Origin of the sequence: Shewanella sp. NKUCC05_KAH, from assembly GCF_019345585.1 — a bacterium.
GTDB lineage: Bacteria > Pseudomonadota > Gammaproteobacteria > Enterobacterales > Shewanellaceae > Shewanella > Shewanella oncorhynchi.
The window spans coordinates 1-23,435 of sequence record NZ_JAHKQZ010000003.1 but is presented as its reverse complement, the minus strand read 5'-3'; the positions used below and the strand labels follow the sequence as shown (position 1 = coordinate 23,435).

Annotated in this window: 19 protein-coding genes and 2 rRNA genes; 7 read left to right on the top strand and 14 right to left on the bottom strand. The window is 45.1% G+C overall.

The window, feature by feature from the left end:
• The first annotated feature begins 174 nt into the window (after positions 1-174).
• Entirely contained in the window at positions 175-360 is a 186-nt protein-coding gene (locus KO533_RS03800) for a DUF3545 family protein (RefSeq protein WP_006080618.1), read from the top strand.
• Between the two features lie 312 nt (positions 361-672).
• Here the strand turns inward: KO533_RS03800 and KO533_RS03795 are convergent, their stop codons facing one another.
• The 4 genes from KO533_RS03795 to KO533_RS03780 form a co-directional block, all read right to left on the bottom strand.
• Positions 673-1,209 (bottom strand): hemerythrin domain-containing protein, encoded by a 537-nt coding sequence (locus KO533_RS03795; protein WP_105249947.1) that lies wholly within the window; start codon positions 1,207-1,209, stop codon positions 673-675.
• 236 nt (positions 1,210-1,445) lie between these two features.
• Positions 1,446-2,180 (bottom strand): hypothetical protein, encoded by a 735-nt coding sequence (locus KO533_RS03790; protein ID WP_219252932.1) that lies wholly within the window; start codon positions 2,178-2,180, stop codon positions 1,446-1,448.
• Entirely contained in the window at positions 2,173-2,778 is a 606-nt protein-coding gene (locus KO533_RS03785; protein WP_219252931.1) for a sigma-70 family RNA polymerase sigma factor, read from the bottom strand. The genes KO533_RS03790 and KO533_RS03785 overlap by 8 nt, the downstream gene beginning before the upstream one ends.
• A gap of 45 nt (positions 2,779-2,823) precedes the next feature.
• Positions 2,824-4,692 carry a VWA domain-containing protein gene (locus tag KO533_RS03780; protein WP_219252930.1) on the bottom strand — a complete coding sequence of 623 codons (1,869 nt, stop codon included), beginning with the start codon at positions 4,690-4,692 and terminating at the stop codon, positions 2,824-2,826.
• Positions 4,693-4,924: 232 nt separating this feature from the next.
• Between KO533_RS03780 and dauA the strand changes: the two genes are divergently transcribed.
• The 4 genes from dauA to KO533_RS03760 all read left to right on the top strand — a co-directional run bounded on the left by dauA (position 4,925) and on the right by KO533_RS03760 (position 9,969).
• Complete coding sequence (dauA, locus tag KO533_RS03775) at positions 4,925-6,688, top strand: C4-dicarboxylic acid transporter DauA (RefSeq protein ID WP_131525266.1); 1,764 nt, start codon at positions 4,925-4,927, stop codon at positions 6,686-6,688.
• Between the two features lie 269 nt (positions 6,689-6,957).
• Positions 6,958-7,449, top strand: a complete 492-nt coding sequence (purE, locus tag KO533_RS03770) for a 5-(carboxyamino)imidazole ribonucleotide mutase (RefSeq protein WP_028760937.1) — start codon at positions 6,958-6,960, stop codon at positions 7,447-7,449.
• Positions 7,449-8,552 (top strand): 5-(carboxyamino)imidazole ribonucleotide synthase, encoded by a 1,104-nt coding sequence (gene purK / locus KO533_RS03765; RefSeq protein ID WP_219252929.1) that lies wholly within the window; start codon positions 7,449-7,451, stop codon positions 8,550-8,552. Before purE ends, purK begins: the two co-directional genes overlap by 1 nt.
• 163 nt (positions 8,553-8,715) lie before the next feature.
• Positions 8,716-9,969, top strand: coding sequence for a sensor domain-containing diguanylate cyclase (locus KO533_RS03760; protein ID WP_219252928.1), 1,254 nt, complete (start codon positions 8,716-8,718; stop codon positions 9,967-9,969).
• Between the two features lie 206 nt (positions 9,970-10,175).
• Here the strand turns inward: KO533_RS03760 and KO533_RS03755 are convergent, their stop codons facing one another.
• The 5 genes from KO533_RS03755 to KO533_RS03735 all read right to left on the bottom strand — a co-directional run bounded on the left by KO533_RS03755 (position 10,176) and on the right by KO533_RS03735 (position 16,716).
• Positions 10,176-10,793, bottom strand: coding sequence for a hypothetical protein (locus KO533_RS03755; protein WP_275956778.1), 618 nt, complete (start codon positions 10,791-10,793; stop codon positions 10,176-10,178).
• 167 nt (positions 10,794-10,960) lie between these two features.
• Entirely contained in the window at positions 10,961-11,425 is a 465-nt protein-coding gene (locus KO533_RS03750) for a hypothetical protein (RefSeq protein ID WP_219234038.1), read from the bottom strand.
• Complete coding sequence (gshA, locus tag KO533_RS03745; RefSeq protein ID WP_219252925.1) at positions 11,422-13,071, bottom strand: glutamate--cysteine ligase; 1,650 nt, start codon at positions 13,069-13,071, stop codon at positions 11,422-11,424. Before gshA ends, KO533_RS03750 begins: the two co-directional genes overlap by 4 nt.
• 185 nt (positions 13,072-13,256) lie before the next feature.
• Complete coding sequence (locus KO533_RS03740) at positions 13,257-16,109, bottom strand: pitrilysin family protein (RefSeq protein ID WP_219252923.1); 2,853 nt, start codon at positions 16,107-16,109, stop codon at positions 13,257-13,259.
• 181 nt (positions 16,110-16,290) lie between these two features.
• Positions 16,291-16,716, bottom strand: coding sequence for a YqaA family protein (locus KO533_RS03735; protein WP_219252921.1), 426 nt, complete (start codon positions 16,714-16,716; stop codon positions 16,291-16,293).
• A 292-nt stretch (positions 16,717-17,008) separates the two neighbouring features.
• On the opposite strand from KO533_RS03735, the gene KO533_RS03730 reads away from it, so the two are divergent.
• A complete protein-coding gene (locus KO533_RS03730; RefSeq protein WP_113941634.1) occupies positions 17,009-18,262 on the top strand; it encodes a dicarboxylate/amino acid:cation symporter in 1,254 nt (417 codons plus the stop codon).
• Between the two features lie 232 nt (positions 18,263-18,494).
• Complete coding sequence (locus KO533_RS03725) at positions 18,495-18,662, top strand: hypothetical protein (RefSeq protein ID WP_168823570.1); 168 nt, start codon at positions 18,495-18,497, stop codon at positions 18,660-18,662.
• A gap of 166 nt (positions 18,663-18,828) precedes the next feature.
• Here the strand turns inward: KO533_RS03725 and KO533_RS03720 are convergent, their stop codons facing one another.
• The 5 genes from KO533_RS03720 to KO533_RS03700 form a co-directional block, all read right to left on the bottom strand.
• A complete protein-coding gene (locus tag KO533_RS03720; RefSeq protein WP_219234034.1) occupies positions 18,829-19,959 on the bottom strand; it encodes a sodium ion-translocating decarboxylase subunit beta in 1,131 nt (376 codons plus the stop codon).
• 8 nt (positions 19,960-19,967) lie between these two features.
• The gene (gene oadA / locus KO533_RS03715) at positions 19,968-21,794 is read right to left on the bottom strand and encodes a sodium-extruding oxaloacetate decarboxylase subunit alpha (protein WP_219252919.1); all 1,827 of its coding nucleotides are present in this window, start codon (positions 21,792-21,794) and stop codon (positions 19,968-19,970) included.
• 11 nt (positions 21,795-21,805) lie between these two features.
• Complete coding sequence (locus tag KO533_RS03710) at positions 21,806-22,072, bottom strand: OadG family transporter subunit (protein ID WP_113941635.1); 267 nt, start codon at positions 22,070-22,072, stop codon at positions 21,806-21,808.
• 1,021 nt (positions 22,073-23,093) lie between these two features.
• Positions 23,094-23,209 (bottom strand): 5S ribosomal RNA (rrf, locus tag KO533_RS03705).
• A 135-nt stretch (positions 23,210-23,344) separates the two neighbouring features.
• Positions 23,345-23,435, bottom strand: a 23S ribosomal RNA gene (locus KO533_RS03700); the annotation flags it as partial.

The following is a 23,435-nucleotide window of genomic DNA, read 5'->3' as shown; positions in this document are numbered from 1 at the left end:
CGTTCTTTTTATTAAATTTTTCTGCTTAACTCCGCTCTACTTCTGCATATAACATCAATGACATATCACTCAACGTTCATTTCAACTTAACACAAATGAAACATAATTCTTGCACCCTGTTTTAAAAATATGTTATTTAATCGCTGACAAAACATACAACAACAGGAGGTTGCCATGGATCGTTTAGATTATGGTTGTGCGCTAGATGAAGTCGTTGAAAGACCCGATCGTTCGCGAGGCTCCAATAAAAAGCGTAAATGGCGTGAGATCGAAGCGTTAAAAGATAAACATCGTTTGCTCAAAGAACTCCAAGAAATCGATAATAACTTTAACTACGACATTGATGCTATCCAGTTGTAATTACATGTTTATATGAGCTAGTTATCATTTCAAACATGAATAGAAAAGCGCCCTTCGGCGCTTTTTTTATTTACAACTATTGGAGCAAACAGAATATAAGCGGGGTATGGTCTTACGAGCAGGAATTTTAAAAAATAAATCAACAACAGTAGCTTACGATGGCGCCGAACATCATCGACTCCGATAATACTTTACAAATCCCAACCAACTTTGGCTCACGAGACATCGCAGTCGGAATCAAAAATCTACTCCTCAACCGTATAAAAACACCAGCTTAAGCCCACCAACATGGACCCAATAAACTAAAGAGTATTAGTCAGATGCTGTGAGATAAACCCGTAAATCTTCAAATTCTTTCTGCTCTCGATCAAGAAACAAAGGATCATCGATCAGCGATTTCTGACACTCTAACTCAATAACTTGCCAATCTTGCTCAGTTAAACTTTTGGCTAACAAAGGAAATATTTCCCGTTCCTCCATCTGCATATGTCGCTCTTGCAATGCGACATACTCTGCAAAATCAACAATCAGTTTCTCGCGAGCAACCACAATATCACTGAGGATCAAGTTTAAAGTCGCCATCAAGGTGGCCGAGGATTGGATCACCGACTCATGTTCGGCACTCAATTTATCGATAGTATCGTTCGTTTTATGGGCTAGGTAGTAGGCATAAATAATGTCTTCAATGGGATGATGGCAACGTTCAGCATATCCTTGCATATATTCAACAATATCGCGCACGACGCTGAAGTTGATTGACTCACCTTCGGATAGTTTCATTTGCTTGTTTTTTAAAACATTTAGCAATACAGCTATATGTTTATGATCATGCATGAGTCTTTTAAGCATAATGCCTCCTGAATATGGGTCTGACTATTGATACTAGCCAAGTCGTGAACTAACACCAATATAACAGGCTAAAACCTGTTCACTTTATGACGTTGATCAAGTTAATCACATACCAAACAGTAAACAGACCACAAACATTAGCACGTCTCGGCATATTTCAGGGAAATTTAGCTGTTTATCTCACCACTTTGCGATTTCTAATCACTTTTTTATTCGTAAATACCACAACCACATAGTCATTTGGCAAGCTGATGTAATTGCTGTTGTAGCTTTTTAAACTCAAGTCTTAATACTTGCTGCGATTCGATTTGCTGCGCTTCATCGACATCCTTAACTGCAAGATACGGGTAATCCTTGAGCAGTTTTTGTTCAAGCACGAATGCTTGCTCAGTCTCCTTCGTTTCGATAAGGACTTGTAACCGATGTAAATACTCAGTCAATGACACTTGGTTGATTTCAGCAGGCTCAGATAATTTTGGTGCATTCATAGACCTTGCAGCGATAGCGGGGCTAATTGCATCCTGCTGCTCAGTTGCTCCCAATGCGGCTTTAGCTTGCTGCATTTCCGTCTGTCTTTTATGTTCAGCCACGGCTTCTGTTTGCATGTTTAAAGATTGCATCGCTTCAGTATCAGCCATTCTTGCCATCGTTTGTGGCGCAGGGGCACTCATCACCATAGGACTTGGAGCAAGTGCATCTTCGACTTGAGGTCGATTCAGCACCAGCAGACCAACAACAAGCACTAACGATGCCGCGCTCGATAACGCCCAAGGATGGCGTCGCCAGACGGAACTTGGCGCTTCAACGGCGGTTATTTTGCTTTGATGCATTTCAGCTAAGTGAGTTTGCGCCAGCTGTAAGATATCTTGATCAAGTTGCTGCGGTGGAACCTCTAAGGCCTGTTGGCGATACCAAGCCAGCACTTCCTGTTGTAATGCGCGCTCATCAGCACTTGAAAAAGAATTACTCATGACCCGCCTCCTGCCATTTCGCGCTGACACAATCTTTTAGGCTTTGGTAAGCATAACGAATACGGCTTTTAGTCGCTTCTAAGGTCACGCCCGCAATGTCGCTAATGATGGCAGCCGTAAAACCCATTTCAATATTCAGGATAAATGCCTCTTTCTGAACTTGGGGTAACAGTGCGATACAGGTCTTTAGCAATAAGCTCTTTTGCGCTTCTTGCCACTGCACATCGGGTTTATCTTGCTCACCCGCCACAAAAGTATCGAGTCCTGCATCATCTTCATCAGTAGCGACTAAATCCACGGGCTTAACCGCCCGTACATGATCAATCAATAAGTTATGAGCGATACGATATAGCCAGGTAGTAAACTTAGCACTGGTTTCATAGTTAGCCGCAGCGCGGATCACCCGCCCCCAGGTTTCTTGATACAAATCTTCAGCTAACTGCTTATCACCTAACTGGCGTACAAAGTAGCGATAGAGTGCACCTTTGTGCTTCAGGTATAACTGTTCAAATGCTTTTGAATCGCCCTTGGCATAGCACAACATCAATTGCTCATCTGAGTGCTCATGGTTTGATAATTGCGCTATTGCTAATGCCACGGGAAATTCCTCGTTATTGGGGTTAGCCCCACGAATTTACTTTTACTATTGTAATCTCTCATTGCGCGTATTGCTCTTGTCTCTCACTGGCTCGCCATGAAGCTTATCTTGGGGAGGAAAAGGTTTATCCGTACCATCGAATACCTTCGTAATCGGCACATGATTAGATTGCTCTATGGCCGCGGCGGTTTCCATTAATTGCACAAACTCATGGCGATATCCAAAGGGATCGTCCCCTAATGCCGAACGTGCTAACTGGCTTAACTTAGTATAATCAAATTGATGTAGATAATGGCTGCCATTCAGTAATTGCCCTAATCCTGCAACCGCTGCTGCAAATCTAAAATCATCACTCGCTTGTTCTAACAGCTTAACATTTTGGTCTAACCTGATGGGATAACTCAGTAACTGACTCTGTGTTTGTTCTGGCAACTTGTATCTCAGTTTAAGGAAAGCGATTTCTTCACGGCTGTATTTTTCTTGCCCCGTTTGAGCATCAACGCCATATCTGAGTTTATCATTCGCCATCTGCCCTGCTTCAACATATCTTAATTCATATAAGGCAGTCACTGTATGACCCGCGCCAATTTCACCCGCATCCACCTTATCGTTGTTGAAATCCTCCCGTGCTAAAGCACGATTCTCATAACCGATTAGACGATACTCAGACACTAAGGCCGGATTAAACTCCACTTGCACTTTGACGTCTTTAGCAATAGTGAACAAGCTTGAACTTAACTCGTCCACCAGCACTTTTCGCGCTTCATTCAGGGTATCGATATAGGCATAGTTGCCATTGCCCTTATCCGCTAATTGCTCCATGAGTTGATCGTTGTAATTCCCCAAACCAAACCCTAAGGTTGTCAGGCCAATACCATGATCTTTTTTCTTCTCAATCAAGGCAATCAAATCATCAAAATCTGTCATACCAACGTTGAAATCACCATCCGTCGCGAGGATGACTCGATTAATACCATGGGGGATAAAATGCTTTTTCGCCAATTGATAGGCTTGTGTGATTCCTTGCCCACCATTGGTTGAACCACCTGCGCTCAATTGCTCTAACGCATAGGTTAAAGTTTGAGTGTCATTACCCGACGCGCCATCGAGCACCACACCAGCAGCCCCAGCATAAACCACAATAGAAACTTTATCCTGCGCGCTTAATTGCGCCGTCAGCAACTTGAGTGCTGTTTGCAGTAAAGGCAATTTATCTGCAGATGCCATAGAACCTGACACATCGAGCAAAAAGACTAAGTTACTGGCGCCTAACTGAGATTTAGGTAAGTCATACCCTTTAAGACCAATCCGTAACAGCATCATGTCATCGTTATAAGGGGATGGCGCAAGCTCTGTCATAACGCTAAACGGCGCGGCATTTTTAGCAGGTAAGGGATAATCGTAGGAAAAATAATTGAGCATTTCCTCAACTCTGACAGTGCCTTTCTCGGGCAAGCGCCCTTCCCTCAGCATCCGCCTTAAGGTGGCATAACTGCCAGTATCGACATCGATGGAAAACGTCGATACTGGGATTTCTCCGGCCACCATGATGCCATTTTGCACCAGCGGCTCGAATTTATTTTGTGCTAACGGAACGGCATAGTCTGACGGCATTGGGGCTATGTTCATTCCCATCACTGCACCATGGGTAGACATTTGCATCGGCGCCGCGACTCTGGCCATCTCAATCTGAGTAGCATCACGCATTTCAGCACGGCGCAGTGACACTTCTTTATTACTCTGTTCGGCTTGCAGCTCCGCTTGTCGTTGTCGAGCCTCAGAGCCTTTACCGCCACAGGCCGTTAAACTCAGCATGACTAAGAATAAAGCTGCGCTATTGCTCGCCGATATGCTGGCGTTTCCCCAAGGTAATAAGGAATGTGCAATGGTTTTCTGGGAGTATATTGTTTTCATATTGAATGCCTTTGATGTTGACCTAAGGCTGTAAACGGCGCAAATGACTAAAAGGGTTAAAGTATCAAAATATTTTACAAACCACTCTTAAATGAGAATCAAACAGCCTCCAAGCACACTATTTATACAAAACAAAGTATTTTCAATCGTTTTTGCAATCAAGCTCACACTGCGTCTTGTATCAGGTCACTAAAATAGAAGCTTGTTACTCGCCTCGCTATGGGACCCACTCGTGTCACACTCAGCTCATTTGTTTTCCCTAAGAATCGCCCACGCACTCACAGAAGCTTGCGTGAAGGATAAGTATTCGTTTAAACGTTTTGGGCAAGATCTTCTTGCAGGTCTCACTGTCGGCATTATTGCCATTCCGTTAGCAATGGCATTAGCCATTGCCAGTGGAGTTGCACCTCAATACGGTTTATACACTGCGATTGTCGGCGGTTTTATTATCGCCATATCTGGCGGCTCACGTTATAGCGTGTCAGGCCCGACAGCGGCATTCGTAGTATTGCTCTATCCGATAGCCCAACAGTTTGGTTTAGCTGGATTATTAATCGCGACTGTGATGTCCGGAATGATACTCGTCGGCATGGCAATGCTGCGACTTGGCCGATTAATTTTATATATCCCTGAATCCGTTACCTTAGGCTTTACCGCGGGGATAGGTGTCGTCATCGCTACCTTGCAGCTCAAAGATTTTTTCGGACTCGAGATAGCCCAGATGCCAGAGCAATATCTGGCTAAGTTGATGACATTAGCTCAAGCGCTACCCTCGGTGCATTTACCTAGCCTACTGGTAGCATCCGCAACCTTAGCGACTATGCTACTTTGGCCAAAACTCAAAACACCCGTGCCAGCGCACCTTCCAGCTATTATACTCGGCACTATGTTCGCCTTGGTTCTCAATGCCATGGGTGCAGATATAGAAACCATAGGAACCCGTTTTCACTATCAACTGAGTGATGGCACCACAGGCATGGGAATTCCTGCCGTATTACCCAGTTTCGAATGGCCTTGGCTGCAAGCTGGCGCGAATGGCCAAGCCTTTCAGTTTAATCTCGCGACCTTTCAAGCCTTATTACCTGCAGCCTTTGCCATTGCCATGTTAGGCGCAATTGAATCGCTACTTTGTGCAGTGGTGCTCGATGGCATGACAGGTAAACGTCACAGTGCCAACAGTGAATTACTAGGGCAAGGTATAGGTAATATCATCACGCCGTTTTTTGGTGGTATTCCGGCAACGGCAGCAATTGCCCGTAGCGCGGCAAACGTCAAAGCGGGCGCTCAGAGCCCGATAGCGGCCATGATCCACGCCATAGTAGTCTTAATTGGTTTAGTCGCCTTAGCGGGCGTATTAGCTTATTTGCCCATGTCAGCCATGGCAGCCCTGCTACTTGTTGTGGCTTGGAACATGAGTGAAGCCCACAAAGCGCTGCATTTAATTAAAACTGCGCCCACCAGTGATATCATGGTTTTTGTCAGTTGTTTTTCATTAACAGTTATTTTCGACATGGTGATCGCCATCAGTGTGGGAATTATCCTTGCTGCCTTGCTGTTTATGAAAGAAATTGCCGAGATGACAAAGCTTTACGATATCAGCACCAACAAGCGTTATGTGGATCAAGAGCTACCTGCCGATTGGGCTGTCCTTAAAATTAACGGGCCGCTATTCTTCGCTGCTGCTGACCGCATTTTCTCCGAAATCGCGAGTCTCACCGAAGATAAACAAGTGATAGTGCTTTATCTCGATGGAGTATCTATTCTGGATGCGGGAGGATTAGCCGCACTGACGAAGCTGATTGAAAAATGCAAAGCGAATAAAACTAAGCTCATTATCGCCGATCTGCAGTTCCAGCCCATCCGAACGCTGGCGAGAGCGAAGATCCAGCCAATTGAAGGTGTATTGAAGTTTTACTCGACCCTACGTGAAGCCATGACAGAAGCGCCAGTCATCACTCAGCAAACAGAAATCACTACGGATAAGCAAATACTGTAAACCTTGCAACCCAATATCAGCGGCTTATGACTGCAAACTAACGCCAAAGGCCAACCTCAGTGTTGGTCTTTTTATTGCTCCATCACCTCACCTATTCATCGCCGCGAAAGACGTTTTTTCACACGCAAAAACGGGCAGAAATCGCTAGGATCATGGTATTATTCAGCGCCATGATGCTAGCTACCGGTGACGGCGAGACAAGCATCAACTGTACCTAGACCTGAAACAAGGTCAAAATATAATTAAAATTAGTGAGTTAAGGAGTTATCATGCAAGCCCTTGTTGCTGTTGTTATGGGTTCTAAAAGTGATTGGCCCACGATGGAAGCCGCCGCTGAGATAATGGATAAACTGCAAGTGCCTTATCATGTTGAAGTGGTTTCCGCCCATAGAACGCCAGATAAACTCATGGAGTTTGCAGCCTCTGCCGCCGAACGTGGTTTTAAAATCATCATTGGTGGCGCCGGTGGTGCAGCGCACTTACCCGGTATGATTGCCTCTAAAACTCGCTTACCCGTATTAGGTGTACCTGTCCAAAGTAAAGCCCTGTCAGGTATGGATAGCTTATTGTCTATCGTTCAAATGCCAAAAGGCATCGCCGTCGGCACCTTAGCCATAGGTACAGCGGGCGCATTCAATGCGGGATTATTGGCCTGCCAAATCCTTGCGAATAACGATGCAGAATTAGCGGCTCGTGTTGACGCTTTCAGAGAAGAACAGACCCGTGCGGTACTGGACAATCCAGACCCGAGGGAAGTCTAATGACCCAGACAAACACTAAACCTAAGGTTTGGGTATTAGGTAATGGTCAGCTGGGCGCCATGTTGACCCACGCTGGTGAGCCATTAGCGATTGAAGTTAACGCCGTCGATATCATGACGCCTTCGGATGACATTCTGCCACTCGCGCCCCACGACATTATTACCGCCGAGCGCGAACAGTGGCCAGAGTCCGCCCTGAGTTTACAACTCAGCTCACACCCCCATTTTGTTAATGGTCCGGTATTTAGCCGTTTAGCCGACCGTTTTAGCCAAAAGAGTCTACTCGACCAGCTCAACGTTCCCACGGCGCCTTGGACCTTAGTCGACGATAACACCCAAGTCGATACCCTGTATCAGCACTATGGTCCTAGAGTCTTGATGAAACGCCGTACTGGGGGTTATGACGGTAAAGGTCAACATTGGCTAAAAGAAGCCGAAGCGGGTGATATTCCAAACGATTGGCGTAACCTTGCGATTGCTGAGCAAGCGATTAATTTTGATGAAGAAGTATCATTGGTTGGCGTGCGTACTCGCAAAGGCGAATGTGTGTTTTATCCGCTGACGCTGAACTTACATCAGGACGGCATTTTAATGGCGTCGATTTCGCCACTAGCACGCTTAACCCCCTTGCAAGCCCAAGCCGAAACTATGCTCAGCGTTATTATGCACGAGCTTGAATACGTTGGCGTAATGGCAATGGAATGCTTCCGTGTTGGCGATGAGTTACTGGTGAATGAGCTGGCGCCGCGAGTGCACAACTCTGGCCATTGGACTCAAGCCGGAACCCATATGGATCAATTCCAGCTGCATCTTAGAGCACTTTGCGGAATTGCGATCCCACAGCCACAAGTGAATTTTCAGTGTGTTATGGTCAACCTTATCGGTATCGATAATGACCCTCGCTGGTTAAGTTTGCCCAATGCTGAGTTGTACTGGTACAACAAAGAAGTTCGCCCGGGTCGTAAAGTCGGACATTTAAACCTATCAGTGCCAAATCAAACTGTGCTCAACCAGAGCATAGCCGCACTGCAAACTTGGATGCCAATCCAATACCAAGCACCATTAGCTTGGATATTGGCCGAATACGCAGAAAATTCGCGTTAATTCAGTATTTAGTACCAAAATCACTGATATGAAATTGTTCACAGTTTCATATCAGTTTATATTTCAATTTTCGTTATATACTTAACTGAACTCAGTGTGAATACGTTAGTGATGTATAGCATTCAATGATTACTAGCAATGACACAGATAAAGGAATAGTCGAGTGAAATTAAGGGATAATTTCAAACGTAAGACCATAGATCGCTTAGATTATCGCTATCATCTGCTACTGCTTATAGTGCCGATATGTCTATTCATCCTGCTGTTTATCTTTAATGCACCCACAGAAAATTGGACTATCCTGCCCTTACTGTTTGTTTGCATCATTTATATTTTTGCCTACAGCCTAATTTACTATTTGCATCAGGGTCGTTTAACTCGACTATGGCAGCATTTAGAGCAAGTCGTCACCATCAACGATGCCATCTATGAACTCGCCCATCTCTCGAGTCATTATAAAAATGAGCATGCCTTTCTGGACGCCTTACTCAATAAAGCCGTGTACGTGATTAATGGTGCCGAAATGGGCAGCATCATTAAAATCAACGAGGTGAATAATAAACTGTATTTTGAATCTGTCGTGGGGCTCGATTTAGCAAAGCTCAGACAACTGGATTTTACCTTAGAGCAAACTTTTGAATATCGACTCACTGAAGGGAGATGCGATCAAGTGGTGGTCATCAATGATATGAAGAATATCAATGCGGCTAGCACTTTAACGGAAGATGATCAAAAAGTGTTACTCTCAGTGTCGAAGCAGCCGATACGCTCAACCCTGTCTAGCCCTATTCGTATTGATGGCAAACTGTATGCCATGCTCAATCTCGATAGCAGTAGCATTGGCGCCTTTAGCGATTACGACCGCAATCTTGTCTCTATCCTAACTCACGAAGCTAGCAATGCCATTGCGCTCTATCAGAAGTCACTGCAGATCACTAAACTTGCCAATTTTGATCCATTAACAGGGCTTTATAATCGAAAGAATTTTGAAGATGAACTGCACCACTGGCAGCACAAACCTCACTTAGGCAGTTTTTTAATTATTATCGATATGGACAATCTCAAGTCCATTAATGATGCCTATGGGCACCAGATGGGTGATGTTGCCATCAAGCGAACAGCCACCGCCATGCTCACCTATTGGCAAAATAAAGGCATTATTTCCCGTTTTGGTGGAGATGAGTTTGTCGCTTTATGCCATGGGCCGTTAGCTCAAATTGAACAGGACTTAGATGATATGCGCAAAACCTTGAATCAAGGTTCAGAGCTTAGCCTAGGTTTTAGTTTTGGTATTGCGCCGTTTGAAACCGATTGGTATCAATCCTTTAAGACTGCAGATCATGCTATGTATGAGCAAAAGCGTGCGAAGAAAAAAGCCATTCAGGCATTAGAAACCTTCGCAGTGAAAGCGCAATAAATCAATTGAAGTATGGTGCTGCAGCCGATGTCAAAAGGCTAATATCAACAATCAGTAAGCGTCGGAGTTGAATATCTGAGTTTAAGATTTGAGTTTACTATCTCGATTAGCTATCTCAATTAGCTATCTCGATTAAATATCTAAATTGAACACCGACAGTCAGCCATTCTCACTTAAGTGGCTAACAATGATATAAAAACGTAATCCTAACCAAAAAATAAACGCCACAGCCAAGATGAATCTAAATCTTCTTGGCAGGTTTTATATTGAGCCGCGTAGCGTTTCGACCTTTCATCCACCCTATTCGCCACTTTCACTAACCACGCCTTAGATTTATAACTGCCACGGCGATAACCGCCCCAGCCTTCGTGATAATTAAGATACTGCGCCCGCGCATCCCATTTAGATACGCCATTTATTTTATGGGTTTTGCTGATAAACCAGCCCATAAAATCCAAGGCATCATCGAAATCACTGCGGCTCGACCAACTATTTCCCGTCTCACGCACATAATCATCCCACGTCATGGTCTTAGCCTGCGCATACCCATAGGCATCACTGGCACGGCCAATAGGAATAAAACCTAAAAAGTATTCCATCGGTGGCGCGGCATTGTGCTTGAATGAGCTTTCTTGATACATCATAGCTAACGGCACATGCACTGGCACACCCCATTTATCACGGACATCTTTAGCGGCATCGTACCAATCTCGGTGTTCTTGAAATATCTCACACAAATTTTCGGGAGACTTAGGCGGAGATGTCGCGCAACCTGATAAGATGCCGAGACTTGCGCAGAGTAAGATAGCGGAGGATTTATTCATTAATATCATGTTCTTTGGAGAGTTAGCTCGCGCCATGATGTCATAGACTCAGGCTGAGGCAAGCATAAAAAGCCTTTTTTGCGCTTAGAAGAACTCAACGCTAGTGGCTAAATCAATATGACTTAAATCGTATGTTGCTGGCCTACCACTTGAACTTAACACTTTGGCTATTTCGTTTCGGGACTCAGCTCAAACTGACACTCATGATCTTCTTGCTGCCACACGCCGGGTTCCCAATACGCAGTGTCTTTACCCATATAGCGCTTATCGGTGTGAAATAACGCACCGATATGATAACGCTGATGACTTTCGACATTGAGCTTGAATACTTTGGGTGTCCGCGCTGCAAGCGTGACTGACAAACTTGGATCATCAATCAGCTCCGCAACGGTAAATTCATATTCGCCAGGCGCTAACTGATAATTAGGCTTAGAAACGACTGCCAGCCCGTTTAAATGGGTCACCACCACTCGATACCAGTGAGTACTGGCATCGGGCTGCAAATAACCCGACACAGTACCACAGCCCAGTGGATCTTCAGGTGACGTGGCGCAGCCAGATAACAAGGCACTGAACCCAACCAAAGCTACGCGGGCACGTAGGCCAGTGAAAGAGAATAACCCCTCTTTCACAGCTTCACTCCAAAGTAATCTTCTAGATAATCATCAAATGAAACTGCACTCTGCGCCGCCTCTAGTTCAGCTTGCTTGTTGAGCGAACTGGATGCTTCAGCTTGATACTGCGCTATGGTCTCGCTCGACAAGGGATAATCGATAAAATATTGATAGTATTGCTGCGCTAACGTCATCACCCACTGACCATGATCTTGGCCCTTGTTGATCACGTTTTGCAGTACTTGTCCCGACAGGGTTAAATTAGGATCTTCAGCCGCTTTACGCCAATGGGCCAAAGCCACTTGATAATCCGTCCCCTCACCATCGAGCAATACTGCCAAAGGTTGCAAGGCATCAAACAACTCTTCTAACCAAGATTTAAGCGAACGTGAACCGTCTGCAGTTAATAACTCAAGCCCAGGTTTACGGCCTTCAAGCACCACAGCTTTAAGATTCGCGCTTAATCTCGCCTCTTCGCTCGCCTCAGACTTAGGCGACTGCGTTAATAAACAATAGAGTAGGAATAAATCAAGGAAACGCACTTGTGTCGCCTCAATGCCAACTGGGCTAAATGGATTAACATCCAACGCTCTCACTTCAATGTATTCCACCCCAGCACGGGCCAAAGCTTCAGACGGTTTCTCGCCACTACGTGTGACCCGTTTCGCACGGATTGGCGAGTAGAACTCGTTTTCAATCTGCAATACATTGGCATTAAGTTGACGATACTCACCATCGACTTTGACGCCGATATTAGCAAAGTTTGCTGAAGGCATTTTAGTGGCTGCATTCACGCCAGCCAGATACTCAGGCAAAGAGTTATAGCTGATATTTAGATCTTCTTGCTCTTTGTTGGTGTAGCCTAAATCACTCATACGCAACGAAGTGGCATAGGGCAGATACAGAGTACCGTGGCCCGTTTTTTCAAACTTGAGGTCGGTTTTTTGATCTTTAATAAAGGAGCTACATAACGCTGGCGAGGCACCAAATAAATAAGGTAGTACCCACACTAAACGGCGATAGTTACGGATCAAGCCGAAATAGGATTCTGAAATAAAATCATCGTAAGTTAACTCTTTATCACTTAACTCATACAGGCTTTGCCATAATTCTTGCGATACCGAAAAGTTAAAGTGCACCCCAGAGATGATCTGCATCAGGGCACCATAACGATAGGTTAACCCCTTACGATACAAGGTTTTCATCATGCCAGTATTCGATGAGCCGTAGCGGGCAACGGGGATCTGTTGCTCATCTTTCACATAGCAAGGCATGCTCACGGGCCACAAACGCTGACCATTTAAGTGGCGCACGCTGAAGGCATGAGTCTCAGTTAACCCAGTGAGAAGTTGCTCAACATTGTGATTTACTGGCGTAATAAACTCGAGCAAGGCTTCACTGTAATCCGTCGTAATACGTGAATGCATTAACGCCGAGCCTAAGGCTTCGGGATGCGAGTCTGTCGCGAGATAACCAAACTCATCAATCCGCAACGCCTCACGTTCTATGCCACGTAACATACCCAAGAGTGCGGTGCGCCCATTGGCGTCCGAGAGATGTTGTACTAATTCATTGAATGACTTCAATTTGCGCTTCTCTAATTGGTGATTCGCTATCGCGACAAGGTTAACAGTCAGACCTTTATTTTGAGGCTTATCTTGCAAAATATGCCTCAAAATAAATCTAAACCTGTCTGTGGGGCAAGCCAAATTCACACCTTGTATGATTAAAAGCAGACGGTGACAGCTAATGCTGTCACCGTCTTTCGATGTAAATCCGGTAAATATGGGGCAAATAGTCGTTAACTAATGCCCCCGTCTATCTACCTATATAAGGGCGAAATACTAATTTACAATACTAAAGTTTCAATTGGATAGCCCAATACAGCTAAATCCGCTTCAATTGTCGCTTTATCTCCCACCACCAGAATCACCATTTTATTGATATCTAGCTCGGAAGCCGCGAGGGCATTGAGTTCATCTTTTGTTACAGTATTAATGATCTTGTCCTGTTGAGTCGTAAAATCTTGACTCAATTGGTAACGTTGGATCATCCGCATAAAGCCCGCTTTTTGATACGGTGTTTCATAATCAAGAGCTTGCCCTTGAGAGACTGAATTACGCATAAAGGCAAGTTCAGCATCTGTCATGCCCTGCTGCTGATAAGCACTGATTTCTTTTACAAACTCAATGAGTGCTTTCGCCGTCACGTCACTGCGAACGTTACTTGATGCGACAAAATCGCCCACTTCAGCACCGCCAGTAAAACGAGTGCGAGCACCATAGGTATAACCTTTATCCTCACGTAAATTTAGGTTGATACGGCTATTGAATGCGCCGCCTAACGGATAATTCATCAGATAGGATTTAAAATAATCGCCTGTGGCATCGTAAGGTAATGCGCGCTTGGCAATATTGATTACCGATTGCGCCGCACCAGGTTTATCAATCACATAAATTGTGCCGCCTTTTAATGCAGGGAGTGGCTTAAGTGGCGGTACCACAGCTGCTTCTCCTTTCCACTGGTTTAATCCCGCTAATTTAGGCAGCAATGCAGATTCAGATAAATTAGCAACAGTGACAATTTTAGCGTTGCCGCCTTGATACTGCTGGGCATAAAACGCTTTTACATCGGCTAACGTAAGCGCCGCGACAGAATCGAGCGTGCCGAGATCATTCACACCTAACGCATTGTCTTTACCGTATAACAAAGACGACAACGCCGTATCAGCCAGATAGCTAGGATCGGACTGCATATGCTGGATCTGTTGTAATTGCTGCTGTTTCACTCGCGAAAAGTCAGCTTCGCTGAATGCTGGTTGAAACAGCTTTTCTTCCATAATCGCCAGCGTCTCATCTAAATGTGCTGTCAGAGCCGATACTTTGATCGAACTTTGATATTCAGACGCACTAAAGTCGACACTACTACCTAGCATTTCTAAGGCTTGTGATAGTGCTTCACTGCTGCGCTTCTGGCTCGATTCATTAAGCATTTCCGCAGTCAGCGTTGCTAAGCCTGCTTTTTCGACGGGTATGAGTCTGTGGCCACCATTGAGATAAACAATTAACTCAACTGTTGGTGTTTCAGTACTTTGAGTGCCCATGACTTCGATGCCATTGGCTAAGGTTTTTGTCCAAATTTTAGGTACTTTGAGCATAGGTGCAACGCCAGATGCAGGCATCTTAGTCCGATCAAAACTTGAAACAAGTTCAGGCTTGGGCAAATCCCCCTCTACCGCAGAGTGTGCAATCGGCAACGTTGCAGGCGTGAAGTTATCCGCATGGGCAATAAGTGACGTCATTCCCTGCGGCACCACACTCATAACCACCATAGGTTTATCTTTAATGTATTGCTTAAACACACGCATCACATCGTCTTTGGTCACATTGGCATAACGATTCAGATCTGAGGCAATCATGTTCGGATTGCCCGACAGCGTTTGGTTCATCGCTAAGGTCGACACTTTGCCAGAAACACTCTGCAGGCTATAAATGGTATCAGCCTCAAACTGCACTTTGACTTTTTGCAGATCGTCATCGGTAACGCCACGTTGCTCAAACTCCTTAATCGAGTCGAGGATACGTTGCTCCAGATCCGCCAATTTGCCGCCCTTTTCAGGATTGGCTAAAGCATAAATCGACATCTGACACGCAAGCTCTTGACAAGGATGACTCACATTAGCCTGCACGGCATAACCGTCCTTAACCAAGTTTTTATATAATAAGGATGTTTTACCACCACCTAAAATATTGGCTAACAGATCGAGCGCGGCCTCATCTGAATGTCTAGCGTATACAGTTGGAAAACCAATACGGATCAAAGGCAAGTGCACTTGATCTTCCATGGAGATGTAACGCGTCTTGTCTAAGTTAACCAGCGCCTTTTGCTCTAACGAGACTTCAGGACCGCGGGGGATTTCACCAAAATATTTATTGACCCAAGCTAAGGTTTGCATTTCATCGAAATCGCCACCTATGGTCAAGGTCGCATTGTTAGGGCCATACCAACGTTGGAAAAAGTGTTTAACATCGTCAACCGTGGCGCGATTAAGATCGTCCGGCCAGCCAATTACAGGCCAAGAATAAGGATGACCGACAGGGTACATAGCTTGGCTAAAACGCTCACTCATGCGGCCATAGGGCTGATTATCGATACGTTGTGCACGCTCGTTTTTGACGGTTTCGCGCTGCACTTCAAATTTTTCACTGGTAAGTGCCGGCAACAAAAAGCCCATACGGTCCGACTCAAGCCACAACATTTTTTCTAATTGATTGTTGGGTACTGTCTCAAAGTAATTGGTTCTGTCGGTATTGGTCGTGCCATTTAGGGTACCACCAGCTTCGGTAACCACTTCAAAATGCTGTTCATCGGCAACATGCTGCGAGCCTTGGAACATCATGTGTTCAAATAAATGCGCAAATCCCGAACGCCCAGCTAATTCACGGGCAGAGCCCACATGATAAGTGACGTCGACATGCACTAAGGGATCGGAATCATCTTGATGTAAAATAACTGTTAACCCATTGGCTAATTGGTACTTTTTGTAGGGGATCCCTACTTGCGAATCGGCCAATTGCACATTTTCGATAAGTTTAACGCCTGTGGGCAAGTTCGCCGTAGTCGTTTCAGATGCACAACCCGCAAGTGCGGCAGAAATTGCGACCGCTAATATCCATTTCTTCAAAACATTCCCCTCATACATCAATGGGCCAAAAATACAGCTTCATAATCATAGTGCTGCGTTTAGTCATAGTGCGCTTAAATGATTAAGCATTGGGATTTATGACTCGCAAAATTAACACTAAGTTCCTATCTATACAGTAAATTCAGTCTAAACGGAAAAACACTCTACACCCTTGACCATTAAATGCATCCTAGCGCCATCATGCCATCCATTGCAGCACGGCAGCGGCAATAATTAAGTAACGAATTGTTTTACCAATTAAAATAATCACCAAAGAGGAAATTAGCGGTAGCCTCAACCAACCCGCCAATAAACAAAGAATATCGCCGATAATCGGTGCCCATGAGAGTAACAACGCCCATACGCCGTAGCGTTCAATCAAGGCGAGCCCCTTTGCGTGTTTACCTGTCGCTAACGCTTCTGGTGATTTTGCGAGGCGACCTAAGCGACCTAAATAGAAACTGGTCATCGCGCCCAACGTATTGCCAATACTAGCCACCACGACCAGCGCAACCCAAGCCTCTGGAGTTTTGTTTAATAACGCCACGAGTAAGACTTCAGATCCCCCCGGTAACAAAGTCGCCGCTAAAAAAGCGCCGGAGAACATAATGCCTAACTCAGTCATAATGGCTTACTCAATGATAAATCTCTCTTTTTGTATTCAATGTGATGAGGTTTGCCATGGGTTAATTGAATGTTTCACTTAATCTTTTTACAACAAACTCACTTATCACAATAAGTTATAAGAAAAACGGTTTGTTATAACCCTAGCTCTGTCGATACAATAGGTTAACTATGGCAGACAATAACCATGCGCATGACTGAGAGCGCGTTAACATCACGCTCAACTCGTTAAATACGAATCCTATCATCGCAGGCCTATTGGCTCACTCTTAATTTATTTTTCTGGAATATGCATGATCCTTCAAACCATTAGCCGCATTCCGTTTTGGCAAAAAGTCTTAGCAGGCTTTATCTTAGGTGCGCTCGTTGGCGTTATTTTAGGTGAAAGCGCCACAGTGCTAAAACCATTAGGTGATCTGTTCATTGGGGCCATTAAGATGTTGGTCGCACCTTTGGTATTTTGTGCCATTGTCGTGAGTATCACATCACTCAACTCGCAAACCAGCCTGAAACGCCTGAGCTTGAAAACTTTGGGTATGTTCATGCTGACAGGCACAATCGCCTCTCTGATCGGCTTAGCTGTTGGCTCAATGATCGACATGGGTGGCACAATGCAACTCACAACGACTGAAGTGCGCGAGCGTAATATTCCCGGTTTCGCACAAGTGTTGCTCGACATGATCCCTGTCAATCCTTTTGCTTCACTCGCTGAAGGCAATGTACTGCAAATTATCGTGTTTGCAGCTTTGGTGGGTATCGCTATCAATAAAGTCGGCGAGAAAGCAGAGCCATTAAAACGCACCATTGAAGCAGGTGCTGAAGTCATGTTCCAACTGACTCGCATGGTCTTAAAACTCACTCCTATCGGTGTGTTTGGTTTAATGGCATGGGTTGTGGGTGAATATGGTTTATCGACTCTACTGCCTTTAGGTAAGTTTATCGGGGCTATCTACATTGCCGCTTTTATCCACATCATCTTTGTTTACGGTGGCTTAGTGAAATTTGTCGGTGGTTTAAGCCCACTGCAATTTTTCCGCAAAGCTATGCCAGCGCAGTTAGTCGCCTTTAGTACTTCTTCAAGTTTCGGTACTTTACCTGCGAGTACTCGCGCAGTCGAAACCATGGGCGTATCAAAGCGTTATAGTGCCTTTGTGATGCCATTAGGTGCGACCATGAATATGGACGGCTGTGGGGGTATTTACCCTGCGATAGCCGCTATCTTCATCGCGCAGATTTACAATATTCCGCTCGACACACTGGACTATGTGATGATCGCCGTGACTGCGACAGTGGCTTCTGTTGGTACCGCTGGCGTACCAGGAAGTGCGATGGTGATGTTAACTGTCACCTTAGGTGTGATTGGTCTGCCACTTGAAGGCATTGCCTTTATCGCCGCGATTGACCGTATTATCGATATGATCCGCACAGCAACTAACGTAACGGGCGATATGATGACTGCTGTTGTGATTGGTAAATCCGAAAATGAACTCGATGAAGTACAGTTCTATTCGAACGACAATCAAGACATTACACCTGTGAGTTCGTAGCAATAACAATACTGTATAAAAAGTATTAAGCTAAATAATCAGTACCATTGACCACAGTAAGAGACCGCTTCGGCGGTCTCTTTTATTATCCTACAAACGGTCTTTAATCTATTGGCTTTAGAAGCCACAATCAACTTCGACAGTCCCTATAAACTGCAAAATAGGTTACTCAAATAAGATCAAGCTGTTAGACTCTAAAACTACTCTAACTCACACTTTAGCAGAACAAACAATGACGAGACTCTTCCTTATCCCGCTGATCCTATGTTTGTTTTGGGCGTTATTTTTAAAAGCCAACAAACTCACGCTAAAACAAGGCCGGCGAGGTTTTATCTACATTATCGGTATAGGTGGCGGGCTGATTTTAATCCTTATGGCATTACTCTGGTTAACGGCTTAGGTTAATACCAAGGATTCATTTCCTAAATTAGTGACTTAACAAAAAGCCAACTCAATACTGAGTTGGCCTTAGTGCTAAAACAGCGTTAACGACTAGAATAAATTCGTAGATAAATCCGCTAAATTTACCCACTCAGTCAAGCCCAATCAGTTAACCCACTCTGTCATCAACCCAGCACGGCAAGTAAAATCCCCGCAGCCACAGCAGAACCTAGCACTCCCGCCACATTGGGACCCATGGCGTGCATCAACAAGAAGTTATGTTGATTGGCCTCTAATCCAACTTTGTTCACGACTCGCGCTGCCATAGGCACAGCCGACACCCCTGCCGCACCAATCAACGGATTAATCTTACCACCCGACAACTTACACATCAGTTTTGCCATCAATACACCTGCAGCAGTACCAATGCCAAATGCTAAAGCTCCCAATACCAAAATCCCTAAGGTTTCCAGTCGCAGGAATTGATCGGCTGATAACTTAGAACCGACAGCTAACCCTAAGAAAATCGTAACGATATTGATAAGCTCGTTCTGCGCCGTTTTCGATAATCTATCCACTACGCCCGATTCACGCATCAAGTTACCAAGGCAAAACATGCCCACTAACGGAGTGGCAGCAGGTAAAAAGAGGATCGTTAATCCCAGCACCATCAAAGGGAAAATGATCTTTTCCTTCTTACTGACTTCGCGCAACTGCTCCATTTTAATTTCGCGCTCGGCTTGAGTTGTCAGTAACCGCATGATCGGCGGTTGAATAATCGGGACTAGTGCCATGTAGGAATAGGCCGCGACCGCAATCGCCCCCAATAACTCAGGCGCCAGTTTTGAGGCAAGGAAAATCGCCGTTGGTCCATCGGCACCGCCTATAATCGCAATGGCCGCAGCATCCTTCATGGTGAACTCAAATCCCGGCACTAAGTTCAGCGCTATTGCGCCAATCAGTGTCGCAAAAATCCCAAACTGCGCAGCCGCCCCTAATAACAGGGTTTTAGGATTCGCAATCAAGGCGCTAAAGTCAGTTAGCGCACCAACACCCATAAAGATCAACAGTGGGAACACCCCAGTCTCAATCCCAACATGATAGGCGTAATACAGGATGCCACCTTCTTCGGTAAATCCCGCATGGGGAATATTCGCCAGCACTGCACCAAAACCAATGGGCAACAATAGCAAAGGCTCAAATCCACGTACGATGGCGAGATACAAGAGCAAAGCGCCCACTGCCATCATCAACACTTGCCCGCCAGTAAAGTGAGCGATACCTGTCTCGGCCCAAAAAGCCATTAAACCTTCCATAATGACTCCTACGCCAAGGCCAGTAATTGAGAACCCACAGACACTGAGTCACCTTCTTTCACCCAAATCTTAGCGATAATGCCATCGCCCTGTGCACGAATTTCGGTTTCCATCTTCATCGCCTCAAGGATGATCACGACATCGCCTTCACACACTCTATCGCCTGGAGAAACATGCACTTTGAAGATGTTGCCCGACAAAGGCGCGCTCATTTCAAGCCTGATTTCACCATGGCTTGTTGCTGGTGTTGTACTCTCAGTCACAACTTGCACAGCATGAACACTTTGGCCCTGTGGCTGAATTTGCGAGATCTCACCGCCTGTGGCGACTTCAACTACGTACTCTTGCCCTTCGACAGTTACCGTGTAAGTTTCAGGGCCACGATCCGCAGCATTAGAAGCAGCAAGTACCGAAGTCAATTCAGGTTTAGGCTCAAAGGCGCTCGGATCATCACGATTCTTTAAGAACTGCAATCCTATTTGTGGGAAGAGTGCATATGTCAGCACATCATCGTCATGCTCTGAAGATAGGCGAATGCCTTGTTCCTGTGCTTTATCAGCTAACTCAAGCCGTAATTTAGCCAGCTCTGGCGTTAATAAATCAGCAGGGCGACATGTAATGGCTTCGGCTCCTTGTAAGACTCTCGCTTGCAATGCGGCATTGACTGGCGCAGGTGTCGTGCCATATTCGCCCTTAAGCACGCCTTCAGTCTCTTTAGTCAGTGACTTATAACGCTCACCCATCAACACATTAATGACCGCCTGCGAGCCGACAATCTGCGATGTAGGTGTCACTAAGGGCAAAAAACCTAAGTCAGCACGCACGCGGGGAATTTCTTCCAAGACCAAGTCCATCTTATCGGCCGCGCCTTGTTCCTTTAGTTGGCTCTCCATATTGGTCAGCATGCCACCAGGCACTTGTGCACGTAAGATCCGCGAATCGATGCCTTTCAGCGCGCCTTCAAACTTAGCGTACTTCTTGCGCACCTCACGGAAATAAGCGGCAATCTCCTCAAGCAACACCATATCGTAACCCGTTGCACGCTCAGTATCTTCCACCATAGCGATAACGGTTTCAGTAGCAGTATGTCCATAGGTTTGGCTCATCGACGAAATTGCCGTATCGAGCACATCGATACCCGCTTCAATGGCTTTCTGATAAGTGGCGGTACTTAATCCTGTCGTCGCATGACAATGCATAGATAACACGAGTTGCGTTTGGGATTTTAGTCGACTGATAAGCTCAAACGCTTCCATAGGCTTAAGTAAGCCCGCCATATCTTTGATACACAAAGAATCACATCCCATATCTTCGAGACGTTTTGCCATATCAACCCAAGTCTCTATGGTATGCACAGGGCTAGTCGTGTATGAGATAGTCCCCTGCGCATGGCCGCCAACTTGGCGCACCGCTTTCACCGCAGTTTCGAGATTACGAACATCATTCATTGCATCGAAAATACGAAATACATCGACGCCATTAGTATGAGCACGCTCAACAAAACGCGTGACTAAATCATCGGCATAATGGCGATAACCTAATAAGTTTTGGCCACGCAGCAGCATTTGCTGCGGCGTATCAGGCATTGCCTTTTTCAACTCACGAATTCTGTCCCAGGGATCTTCACCAAGATAACGAATACAGGCATCAAAAGTCGCCCCACCCCAAGATTCCAACGACCAGAAACCAATCTTATCGAGTAACGGCGCTATAGGTAACATGTCATCAATGCGTAAGCGCGTCGCTAAAATGGATTGATGTGCGTCCCGCAATACGACATCAGTTAAAAATAATGGCTTAGCCACTGCTGTCGTAGAATTAGATACAAAAGTCATACTGCTCCCCATTACTTAATCTGTGAACGATACTGCTTTACCGCTAGTGAAATCGCAGCGACCAAACTTGGCTCTAACGGTTTAGCATCAGATTGCGCTACCCTCTGCTGACTCTTAGCATGATTTTTAGCAAAACGTGCAGATGCAGCATCGACTGCACACCAACGCGCAACCAAATGAATCCCAAGGATTAGTACACTTAAAAATAAATAAACTAAGCCCATCCCCAAAAACATAATGCCAACGGCATCCAATAAAGATTGCGTTACATCCTCCATAGCTCCCCTACCCCTTACTCTCTAGATCCCTATCAACAGCGCGATTGCCCCAAAATCATCGCTATCGCATTACAAGTTCAAAATTCATCAAATGAACAGCTCCAAACTATGGTTCTTCCGTAAACAGACACATAGCGACCACCAATCAGAAAAAATCGAATAAAAAATCACATTTCAAAGCTAACTAATCACGCAACAAGAAAACCAGCTGAACTCAACCTGCTACGAACATAACCAATTGATAACAAAAAAACCATATCGGTGTAAATTGGTCTTACCAACATTAAGTAAATCCACAGGCGGCAAGTTATCAATCCTCATAAATCGAGCGATTAATTCAATATTCCATAATGAAACAAGCATAATGTTGGATTTAAGCTGAAGTGATGTCTTAGGCTAAAAAATGATTCCTAAATTGAAAACAACGAGCATAGGAATAAACCAAGTGAAAAAATATGCAAATTTAACAATCCAAGCTACTACCATCTGACTAAGTGGCAAAATAAAAAGGAATATTGTTCTGAAGACATTGTTTGAAGAAGAGGAATGGGTTCAATTCAGCAAATTAAATCATCGGTTTTGACAACTTAAATGCCCCCTAGATAGCAACACAGAGCAGTGCCTAACAATACGGTTGGTGTGTGGAACAGCTATCTTAAAAGATAAGTAACAGTGCTACCTGAGGTAGACCTCAGGCGTCTAGTTATGCGCAGGATTAAGCAATAGGACGAGAACGAAATGAGAAATCCTAGGATCGACAAAGAATTCAGTAATTGAAATGGCTAGTGAGTTGGTGAGTTGGTGAGTTGGTGAGTTGGTGAGTTGGTGAGTTGGTGAGTTGGTGAGTTGGTGAGTTGGTGAGTTGGTGAGTTGGTGAGTTGGTGAGTTGGTGAGTTGGTGAGTAAAAATAGCGGAGGAACATGCAAGCTGAAAGAAAAACGGACTAATTTCTACAAATTTCAGACGCAAAAAAGCCAGCTTATTCAGCTGGCTTCGTTGCATCTCAATGAGATAATTAGGCGCTTGGCGATGACCTACTCTCACATGGGGAGACCCCACACTACCATCGGCGCGTTTGCGTTTCACTTCTGAGTTCGGGATGGGATCAGGTGGTTCCACAAGGCTATTGTCACCAAGCAAATTCTGTTTATTACCGTGTCCATCTCTGGCTCACGTTAATAATAATTCGGAAAGCTGATTGTTTTGAGTCTTTAACTTTATCAAGTATCTGTATTCTGTCTAAGGCTTCTTTGTAAAACCCATCTGGGTTGTATGGTTAAGCCTCTCGAGTCATTAGTACATGTTAGCTCAACGCCTCACAACGCTTACACACCATGCCTATCAACGTCCTAGTCTCGAACGG